This is a genomic window from Brooklawnia sp., from assembly GCF_049651565.1.
Classification (GTDB): Bacteria; Actinomycetota; Actinomycetes; order Propionibacteriales; family Propionibacteriaceae; genus Brooklawnia.
This window is the reverse complement of record NZ_JBASCI010000254.1, coordinates 1-9,930: the sequence shown is the minus strand read 5'-3', so window position 1 is coordinate 9,930 and position 9,930 is coordinate 1. Positions and strand designations below refer to the sequence as shown.

9 protein-coding genes are annotated in these 9,930 nt (G+C 68.7%); 6 read left to right on the top strand and 3 right to left on the bottom strand.

Annotated elements, in window-relative coordinates; genetic code table 11:
• From WBL05_RS12275 to WBL05_RS12265, 3 genes are all read left to right on the top strand, one after another.
• Positions 1-276 (top strand): hypothetical protein (locus WBL05_RS12275; RefSeq protein WP_424226281.1); only part of this gene is annotated, 276 nt, incomplete at its 5' end.
• 87 nt (positions 277-363) lie between these two features.
• Positions 364-1,383: a 6-phosphogluconolactonase gene (locus tag WBL05_RS12270; RefSeq protein ID WP_424226279.1), complete on the top strand. Its 1,020-nt coding sequence runs from the start codon at positions 364-366 to the stop codon at positions 1,381-1,383.
• The gene (locus WBL05_RS12265; protein ID WP_424226277.1) at positions 1,383-2,300 is read left to right on the top strand and encodes a hypothetical protein; all 918 of its coding nucleotides are present in this window, start codon (positions 1,383-1,385) and stop codon (positions 2,298-2,300) included. Before WBL05_RS12270 ends, WBL05_RS12265 begins: the two co-directional genes overlap by 1 nt.
• Before the next feature lie 140 nt (positions 2,301-2,440).
• On the opposite strand, the gene WBL05_RS12260 is transcribed toward WBL05_RS12265, so the two are convergent.
• From WBL05_RS12260 to WBL05_RS12250, 3 genes are all read right to left on the bottom strand, one after another.
• On the bottom strand, positions 2,441-5,062 hold the full coding sequence (locus WBL05_RS12260) for an NAD(P)-binding domain-containing protein (RefSeq protein ID WP_424226276.1): 2,622 nt from the start codon (positions 5,060-5,062) through the stop codon (positions 2,441-2,443).
• 86 nt (positions 5,063-5,148) lie between these two features.
• On the bottom strand, positions 5,149-5,811 hold the full coding sequence (locus WBL05_RS12255) for a response regulator (RefSeq protein WP_424226274.1): 663 nt from the start codon (positions 5,809-5,811) through the stop codon (positions 5,149-5,151).
• Between the two features lie 16 nt (positions 5,812-5,827).
• Positions 5,828-7,429, bottom strand: coding sequence for a sensor histidine kinase (locus WBL05_RS12250; protein ID WP_424226272.1), 1,602 nt, complete (start codon positions 7,427-7,429; stop codon positions 5,828-5,830).
• A gap of 88 nt (positions 7,430-7,517) precedes the next feature.
• On the opposite strand from WBL05_RS12250, the gene WBL05_RS12245 reads away from it, so the two are divergent.
• The 3 genes from WBL05_RS12245 to WBL05_RS12235 form a co-directional block, all read left to right on the top strand.
• A complete protein-coding gene (locus WBL05_RS12245; protein ID WP_424226271.1) occupies positions 7,518-8,867 on the top strand; it encodes a GntP family permease in 1,350 nt (449 codons plus the stop codon).
• 82 nt (positions 8,868-8,949) lie between these two features.
• Positions 8,950-9,426 carry a GyrI-like domain-containing protein gene (locus WBL05_RS12240; protein WP_424226269.1) on the top strand — a complete coding sequence of 159 codons (477 nt, stop codon included), beginning with the start codon at positions 8,950-8,952 and terminating at the stop codon, positions 9,424-9,426.
• Positions 9,427-9,518: 92 nt separating this feature from the next.
• On the top strand, positions 9,519-9,930 hold a 412-nt coding region (locus WBL05_RS12235; protein WP_424226267.1), incomplete at its 3' end, for a biotin/lipoyl-binding protein.

The window sequence follows — 9,930 nt, the reverse complement described above, 5'->3', positions numbered from 1 at the left end:
CGCCTGGACGGCGCCGACGCCGGACGCCGGGAGCTGCGCGACGACATCGGCGAGCTGGTGGCCGGGTTCGGCACGCCGCAGGTCAGCGTCCCCGATGAGCTGGCCGCCGAACTGCAGGCCGCCCGGGATGCCGGTGACGACTACCTGGCTGCCATCCAGGGCCTCACGCCGGCCGCACGGCAAGCCGGCACCACCTGGCTGCAGGGCCTGGTCGACCAGCGCACCACGCGGGCGGCCGAACACGTCCCGTCCCTGCGGCTGTTCGACAAGCCCTGACACCCGTCCTGTCCCCATCCCGATCTTCACCGCACTCACACCCTGAGACGCCCCACCACGGCGTCCGGTCAGCAAGGAGACCCACAGATGCCCTTCAGGATCCACGTGACCAAGGACTTCGACCAGATGAGCCAGGTCGCGGCCGGAGTGGTCGAGGACTCGATGACGGCCCAACTGGCCGAGCGCGACTCCTACGTTCTCGGCCTGGCTACCGGTAACAGCCCGACCGGGCTGTACAAGCACCTGGCCAAGGCGTTCAACGCCGGCCGGTTGGACGCCCGGCGGGTGACCACGTTCAACCTGGACGAGTACGTCGGCCTGCCCGGAGAGAACCCGCAGCAGCGCGCCCTGCACCCGGAGTCGTACAGCCACTTCATGATCACCGAACTGTTCGGGCTGTGCTACCCCCGGATCCCCGAGACCAACGTGCCGTGGGGAACGCTGATCGAGCAGGACGAACTGCTGGCCGCGCTCGAGGCCGGGGACGGCTGCGAACTGGTGGGCACCGACAAGGGACGGGCCGTGGTGATCAGCCCGGACGCCGAGGGCTACCTGGGCTGGATCCGTGATGAGGTGCTGGACGGATACGCGAAGAAGATCGCGGCCGCCGGCGGGATCGACCTGCACGTCATCGGCGTGGGTGGCCGCGGCCACGTTGCCTTCCACGAGAGCGGCATCCCCTTCGACGCCTCGCCGATGCTGCTGGTGAAGCTGGACGAGCAGACCCTGCGCGACGCGGTGATCGACCAGCACTTCATCTCCGAGGCCGTGGCGCCGCACTTCGCGATCTCGATGGGTGCCGAACTGGTCTTCCGGGCCCGCAAGGTGCTGATGGTCGCCAACGGACCGCGCAAGACCGGCCCGGTGGTCGAGGCGGTGCTCGGCGCGGTCACCCCGGACGTGCCGCTCTCGTACGGCCAGAAATACGTGGCCGACGGCGGCGACCTGACCTTCGTCCTGGACGAGAAGGCGGCGGCCGAGTTGCTGGACCGGGCCGACGAGGTGGCGGCGCGCGGCTTCGAGATCATCGACCACCGCGGGGAGCCCTACGAGTCGATGGCGACCGTGGCCTTCTGTTGTGCGCCGCAGAACGGGACGCTGACCTAGTGGCCGACCTGGCGGCCATCCACCGGGCGCTGACCGAGTCGGGCCCGCTCACCGGGGCCGGCCTGCAGGAGGCAACCGGCGAGGAGGTCTTCGGACTGTGGAAGGCCTGCCAGTCCGACCAGTTCGTCTGCCGCCGGATCGGACGGCGCTACCTGCGGCTCGACCGGACCGTTCCCGGGTACGCCCGGCTGTCGCCGTCGATCCTGCGGGAGTTCGTCACCTACACCGTCATCGGTGTTCCCGAGCAGGCCGCAACGGTCGACCGGGAGGCGGCCAAGTTGCAGCGCCGCACCGTCGCGATCAGCCGGGGCAAGCGGCGGGTGGCCGAACGGTTCATGGCCGAGGTGCTGGACGAGGTGCTGCCCGAGCCGGCCGACCGGGATCGGCTGTGCGTGCTGATCGCGGGGGATGTGGTGTTCGAGATGTCGCACGACGTCAGCCGGCGTGAATCGAGCACCGGCGGGCTGGTGGACGGATCCGACCTCGACCTGGTGCTGCTGGCCGCCGACGACCTCGACGACGAGGTGGTCGAGGCGCTGGACGACGCGATCCGCAAGCGCAAGTGGCTGTACCTGCGCAACCCGGCGCTGCGCGAAGAGGTCGACTACGTGGTCAAGCGGTTCTCGAAACTCGTCGAGCAGGCCGGGTTCGACACCTTTCAGCACATGGTCGCGTGCAAGGTTTTCGACGAGGCCCAGTTCCTGACCGGCAACCATGAGTTGCACGAGGCCGGACGCCGGCTGCTGGCCGAGCGCAATGTCATCGACCGGCTGCGCGACCTGGAGGCCCAGGCCGCCGTCCGGCGGGCCGAGCGCGAGCGGTACCTGCTCGGGGTCCCCGGTGATGAGCTACCCGACGACGGCGCCCAGCACTTCTACAGCCCCGACGAAGCGGCCGAGTTCGAGCACCTGACCTGATTCGGTGGCCTCGGGGTGCCGTTTTCCGAATTCACCAACGCTACGGAGCCTCTCGAGGTCAGATCAGGGGCAACGCGCCAGCCGATCGGGCGCTTCCGAGCGGCGAATGCCGAGGGAATGGCGGGTGCCGAGGGAACGGGTCAGCCCAGCAGGGCGGCCAGTTCGCGGACGGCGTCGCGTCCGGCCCGGTTGGCTCCGACGGTCGAGGATGACGGCCCGTACCCGACCAGGTGGATGCGCGGGTCGGCCGCCACCCGGGTACCGTCCATCATGATCCCACCGCCCCGCCCGCGCAGCTTCAGCGGCGCCAGGTGGCCGAGGTCGGCCCGGAACCCAGTGGCCCAGTAGATGACGTCGGCCGGCTGGAAGGAGCCGTCCGCCCAACGCACCCCATCCGGTTCGATGGAGCTGAACATCGGGTGCCGGTCGAGCGCCCCCCTGGCCGCCGCCTCGCGCAGCGTCGGTGTCCAGATCAGGCCGGTGACGCTCACCACCGACAGCGGGGTCAGGCCCGCCCGCACCCGCTCCTCGACCATGGCGACCGCCGCCCTGCCCTCGTCCGGCCCGAACTCACCCTCTCGCCAGATCGGCTCCCGGCGGGTCACCCAGGTGCTGGTGGTGACCTTCGAGATCTCCGCCAGGTGCTGCACCGCCGAGATCCCGCCACCCACCACGACCACGTGCTGACCCCGGAACTCCTCGGCGCTGACGTAGTCGACGGTGTGCAACTGCCGGCCCGCGAAGCTGTCGCGTCCCGGGTAGTAGGGCCAGTGGGGACGCCGCCAGGTGCCGGTGGCGTTGATGATCGCCCGGGTCGTCCAGTCGCCCTGGTCGGTGTGCACCGCCAGCATGCCGTGCGCGTCGTCGTCCACCCGTTCAACCGACTGCACCCGAACCGGGCGCAGGATCGGCAGGTCGAACTTGCGCTCGAAGTCACCGAAGTATCGGGGCAGTACTACGTTCGAGCGCTCCCAGTCCTCGGGGTCAGGCTGGGCCATGCCGGGCAGGTCGTGAATGCCGTTGACGGTGCCCACCACCAGCGAGTCCCAGCGGTGGCGCCACGCCCCTCCCGGGCCGTCCTCCTGGTCAAGGACGATGAACGATCGCCCGGGCCCTTCCTCCAGCGCCGAGGAGAACCGGCGGCGCTGCAGGTGGTAGGCCGCAGAGAGCCCGGCCTGCCCGGCGCCGATCACGACCACGTCGGCGAAGCGGCGTCCTGATTCATCAGTCATGGGCACTCCCACAGGCCCCGATGGGCCGTAACCTGCCTGCCGTCCACCCAGGTGACCACCGGTGAGGTCTCCAGGGCCAGCTGGCAGCGCGACCTGACCAGCGCGATCTCCTCCGCGGAGAACTGCCAACGGTACTCCTCCAGGTACAGGATCAGCGCATCCGCTGCCAGCAACTGCTCCATCCGCTGCTCCGAGTACACCTGCGTTGCCTGCTCGGCTCCCAACTGCTCGCCCAGGTAGAGCTGCACCCCGAACGGGTCGATCCAGAACTCGCAGTTGATGCGGGCGTTGCGGCTCACCGCGTCCGCCCACACCAGGTCCTTCACGTGAGCCCGGACGCAGCGCTGGTCCGAACTCCAGGCCGATATCTCGGCCAGGCTGGCGATCGGGGTGTGCCGCAACGAGGACGCCACCGAGCCCACCGCCATCGCGACCAGCAGGACCCCGACCACCACCCTGCCGGCCGCCTGGCGCCAGGCCCGGCGCCCACCCGCCATCAGGTAGCCGAGCGCGCAGCACAGCGCCGGCGCCGGGAAAGCGGCGTAGTGGTCGTAAGAAGGACGCCGACGTGGCGATCATCACCAGGTGCGTCAGGCCGATCGAGGCGATCGTGGCGTGTTCGGTCCAGGCGCGGTGCCGGGCAGCAGCGAGCAGCACCACCAGGCAGTACAGCGACAGCCCAACCACCAGCACTCCGACCAGCGCCAGCACGACCGGGTGCTGCGGGTAGGGCCCTGGCCCGAAGTACTCCAGCCGGCCCAGCAGCGTCATGCCCTCGTGCGGCCGACCGAGCTGGGTGCTGACGATCATCCGCCACATCCGGTTCGGCGCGGCCAGGAAGAACGGCAGGCCCAGCGCGCAACCGCCCATCACCACCCCGGCGACGAACGACCTGCGCAGCTTGCCCCGCCTGGTCAGCAGGATGATGGCGCCGATCAGCAGCACGTCCACCGCCGCCCACAGCTTCACCATCACCGACAACCCCAGCAACGCACCCGCGGCGAAGTACCGACGGTTGGTCGGCATCCGCAGCGCCAGCAGGGCCGCCATCAGCAGCAGGTTGAGCGCGGGTTCCAGCATCAGCATCTGCTCGGCGTAAGCCGGCGCGTTCCACACCGCGTACATCCCGCCGGCGGCGACCATCGCCAGCCGCCCGTAGGGACGCATGAACCACCCGACCAGCGCGGTGGTGATCGCCCCCATGACCATCGAGGCGATCGTCGCCAGCCCGACCGCGAAGGCGTCACCGGCGACCGTCCCGACCATCGCGAACGGCACCAGCGCCACCACCACCCCGGGCGGGTGCAGGAAGACGAAGTCGCGGTAGGGCATGTCACCCCACAGGTACGACGCCGACGCCGCGTACATGACGTACGGGTCGTAGCCCTGCCCGACCAGGATCGAGCTGATCGGCAGGTAGCGGGACAGCCGAACCAGCAACGCGACGATCGCGATCCCGACGATGAGCCTCCGGTCGCCAACCGTCAGGGTCGCTCCAGCCCTGCTCTCGGGCTGGGCCAGCTTCGTCACCTGCTCAACGTACCCCCCGTACCCGACCGAACCGGTTGGGACGCGAGGGCGGCAACTGAGGTGGCGGTTCGAGTCGTCGGCGGTCGCTAGCCGCGCCAGGTGAAGGTGATCTCCGGGCGGCCGGAGCCACCCAGACGTTGACCGCGAACCGCGCGCCCTTCGTCGGCCAGGTACTGAAGGTAGCGGCGGGCGGTGACCCGGGACATGCCGAGCGCGCTGCCCACTTGCGAGGCCGACAGGCCGTCGGTGCCGGCGTGGGTGAGATGCTCAACCACACGATCCAGCACTTCGGCAGCCAGGCCCTTCGGCGGCAGACCACCCGCTGCAACCGGGCGTCGGAGGTCACGGAAGAGCGCATCGACGTCTGCCTGGCTGGCCGTGGTCGAGGCGGCCAGGCTCTCTCGATAACGCCGATAGGCCTCCAGCCGCTCGCGCAGGTCGGCGAAGGTGAACGGCTTGAGAAGGTAACCCACCACACCGAGCGAGACAGCGGCGCGGACCAGATCAACCTCACGCCCGGCAGTGATCGTCAGGATGTCGACCGGACGCCCGGCCGCCCGGATCGCCCGGACGATGTCGAGACCATGCCCGTCAGGCAGGTTGAGGTCCAACAACACCAGGTCGATCTCGCCCCGGGCCAGCGATTGGATGGCCGCGCGCACGGTGCCAGCCGTCCCGACGACCTCGAAGCCCGGAACCCGCCGGACATACTCCGCGTGACCGGAGGCGGACAGTGGTTCGTCATCCACCACCAACACCCTGAGTTCACGCACTCGGCCCACCCATCCCTTCCGGGACCGGAACTGTCACGACGAAGGTGGCCCCCGGGGCTGGCGTGCAGGTGATCTCACCGCCAAGTTGACGCACCGTCTGCTGCGCCAACGCCAGCCCGAGGCCACGGCCGGCAGGCCCGGCTGCCGGCTTGGTCGACCAGCCTCGCTCGAAGGCCCGCTGCGCGGCCTGCTCGGTGAGCCCCGGACCAGTGTCGCTGACGGTGAGCAGGACCAGGTTGCCGTCGACCTGGGCGTCGACCACGATGGTGCGATCCGGGCCCTCGGGACCATCGGCCAACGCCTCGATGGCGTTGTCGATCAGGTTGCCCAGGATCGTGACGGTTTCACGTGCCGGCAGCACTCCGGCCGGCAGATGCGCTTCGGCATCGATCTCCAGGTCGATCCCGAGTTCCGAAGCCTGGGCCGTCTTGCCCAGCAGCAGAGCAGCCACCGCCGGTTCTGCCACGGCCGCGAGGATGGCATCTCGGTGACGTTGGGTTGCCCGAAGTTCTTCGGTGGCGAACTGGAGCGCCTCCTCGGTGCGGCCCAGCTCGATGAGGGTGACCACCGAGTGCATCCGGTTGGCCGCCTCATGGGCCTGCGCGTGCAGGGCGTCGGCCATGCCGCGAACGGTGTTCAGCTGTCCGGTGAGTTCCTCCAGTTCGGTGCGGTCCCGCAGCGTGGTCAAGGTCCCGACCGGACGTCCATTGCGCACCACGGCGCTGGACGAGACCAACAGGATGCGGCCACGATGTGCGTGGGGAACGTCGGATTGCTGCTCGGTGCCGGTGAGCGTGGCGATGAGGTCAGCCGGAAGATCGTGCTGCCCGATGGGACGGCCCGCCGCTTCGCTGTCCAGGCCCAGCAGACGTCCGGCCTCGTCGTTGACCAGTTGGATGCGACCCTGCCGGTCGGTGATTATCAGGCCCTCCTGAATGGCATGCAGCACAGCCTCGTGGTGGTCGTGCAGTCTGGCCACCTCTGATGCGTTCAACCCCAGGGTCTGGCGACGCACACTTCGCGCGATGACCAGCGCGGCCGCCCCCGACACGAACCCGGCCGCCAGACCAACCAGCAGTACCCTCGGAATCAGCCCCCGAAGCTGGTCCCAGACCCGCTCACGGGTCAGCCCGACCGAGACCAACCCGAGCACCTGGTCGCCCTGCATGACCGGGACCACAGCGCGGGTGGAGGGCCCCAACGAGCCGGTGTACTGCTCGACGACCACCCCGCCGGCCTGGGCGGGCGCGATCGTGCCGATGAACTGACCACCCACCAGGTCAGGGTTCGGATGGGTGTAGCGGATGCCCTCAACCGACATGACGACGATGAAATCGGTGCCGGTCAGTTGACGCTCGCGTTCGATGAACTCCTGCAGAGCGAGGGCCGGGTCTTGCGCTCTCAGGCCCTCACGGACATCGTCGGTTCCCGCGATCGTCAAGGCGACATTGGTGACCTTGCCGGACGCGGCCTGTTCGACTTGACGGTAGGCCTGCCAGTAGGCCAGGCCGACCGACATCATCACCACCAGCACGGTGACCAGGCCCAGTGCGGCCAGCACGTGGTAGGCAACGCTTCGATTCCCGGTGAACACTATGAACTCAAGGATGCTCCCCGGGCCTTGTCGTTGCAGCCTTTTGGTGCGGCACGCAGCTGTGTCGCTGACCAAGGAGGACTTCTGCATGGTTGCTCTGCACACGGCGATCGCGATCGTCGCGATCATTCTGTTGATCATTCGCTTCAAGGTCGACCCCATTGTCGCCCTGATCCTGGGGTGCTTCTACCTGAGCCTCGCCTCCGGCGTCGGCTTCGAGGGCACCGTGGAGGCGATCACGCTCGGGTTCGGTGACATCATGGCCAAGATCGGCCTGTTGATCGGCTTCGGCGTACTGTTGGGGGCCCTGCTGTACAAGATGGGCGCATTCACCACGATGGTGGCGGCGCTGGTGCGGGTGATCGCCCCCAACAGATTGCCCTACGCGTTGGCCATTGCCCTCAGCACCATTGCGCCATCGATCTACGTCGACGTGCAAGTCGTGTTGGCTGCCCCGGTGGCGCGGTCGTCGTCGAAGTTCCTGGGCCCGAACGGCCTGGCCTGGCTGGCCGGGGCCCTCGGCATCGGCATCTTCGCCGGTTACGTCTTCGTGGTGCCCGGCCTGTCCGCCATCTCGATCGCGGGTCTGCTGCAGATCCAGCTGGGCACCTACCTGCTGTTCGGCATCGTCATCGGCCCGTTGACCGCCGTGCTGACGGTCTGGATCTTCCGACGAATGCTGAACCGTGGCTGGTGGAAGACCGACAAGGACGAAGAGCAGTCCGAGGCGTTGGCGGAGGAAGAGGCCGCCGGAGCCGAAGTGCCTGCAGACCAGCGTCCCAACCTGCTGTTGTCGCTGGCACCGATCGTGCTCCCGCTGCTGATGATCGCCTTCGGCGCGTTTGCCGAACTGTTCGGCTTCAGCAATTCCCTGATCGGATTCATCGGAAACGCGAACGTGGCGCTGTTCGTGGGCCTGCTGATGGCATTCGTGATGGCTCGCCGGTTCGTGGGGGCCGAGAGGTCGCAAGAGGCGTTCACCGATGGCCTGCACACCACCGGTGAGATCCTGCTGGTCACCGGCGTGGGCGGGTCGCTGGGCGCCGTCATCGAGCAGACGGGCTTGGCCGACCTGCTCGGTGGGCTGTTCACCGTTGGCGAGGGCGTGCCGGTGGTGGTGAGCATCCTGCTCGCCTGGTTCATCGCCGCGCTGCTGCACCTGGCCATCGGCTCGGTCTCGGTGGCGGCCATCACCGCGGGCGGCATTCTCGCCCCCATCGTGGGCTCGCTGCCAGTGCCGCCGGTCGTGATCGGCCTGGCGGTGGCCTCGGGAGCCATGTTCGCCCTTCAGGTCAACAGCAACTTCTTCTGGATGTTCAAGGCTCTGCTGGGGCTCACCACACAGGGTGCACTCAAGACCATGACCACGGTGACGTCGATCGGATCACTGGTCTCACTGCCGCTGGTGATGTTGGCGGCGTTGATCCCGCTGGGATAGTGCGGGGCTGCCGGCCCGGTGAACCGGCAGCGGGCTGCCGGGTGCGGCACTAGCGTTGAGTGATCCAGCCGTGGGAGGACGTATGAGCGAACAACCGACATCGATCCAGAACCCCGAGATCATTACCGTCGAACCGCAACCCACCGCTGTGGTGATCGGGACGATGCAGATGGCCGAGTTGAGCAACTTCTTCGACTCGTCGTACCAGCAGGTCGCCGAGGCAGTGCAGCGGCAGGGGGTCACCCCGCACGAGGCGTTCGGCTACTACCCGCGGATGCCAACCGACACCATCGAGGTGGAGGTCGGCTTCACCACGTCCGCGCCGATCAGCCCCGACGGCAACGTGGTGGCCAGTCAACTGCCGGGCGGTGAGGTCGCCCACGCGACCTACGTGGGCGCCTACGACGGCCTGCGGCAGGCCTACGGCGACCTGTTCAGCTGGCTCCAGTCGCAGGGCCGTCAGCCCGGGTCGGCGATGTGGGAGGTCTACGTCACCGAGCCGACCCCGCAGGCAGACCCCGGTTCGATGGTCACCGAGCTGTACTGGACGCTGGCCTGACCACCGGCTGCGTCCGGGACGCCGCTTTGCGGCCGTGACTACGCTGGCAGTGTCCGCACCACGCAGCCAGCATGGGCCAGAAAGAGAGCCCCATGAACGCCAGACGGCCCCGACCGGCATGGTCGACCAAGCGTCGGGTGCTCACCGCGGCCGCAGCGCTGCTGCTGTTGGTGCTCGCGGCCTGGCTGGCCATCACCCTGTCGCCGGCACCCGAGGACGGACCGGAGACCGAGGTGGTCACGGTCACCCGGACGACCGAGACCCGCACCGTCGGCCTGGCCGGCACGATCGCCCCGCAGCAGCAGGCCAACGTCTCGTTCGCGGTGCCGGGCACCGTCCAGCAGGTCGAGGTGCGGGTCGGTGACGAGGTGCGGCAGGGCCAGGCCCTGGCCCGGCTGGACGACCGCGACCTGGCCAACGCGGTGGCGCTCGCGCAGGCCCAGTTGAGTGCCGCCTTCGCCCAGCTCGAAACCATCGAGCAGACCGACGGGGCGACGTCTGCCC

What these genes read in the sequence shown, in the direction of transcription:
- WBL05_RS12245 (WP_424226271.1), top strand. Translation starts at nt 7,518, where the DNA reads ATGGTTGCTCTGCACACGGCGATCGCGATCGTCGCGATCATTCTGTTG.
- WBL05_RS12270 (WP_424226279.1), top strand. Translation starts at nt 364, where the DNA reads ATGCCCTTCAGGATCCACGTGACCAAGGACTTCGACCAGATGAGCCAG.
- WBL05_RS12240 (WP_424226269.1), top strand. Translation starts at nt 8,950, where the DNA reads ATGAGCGAACAACCGACATCGATCCAGAACCCCGAGATCATTACCGTC.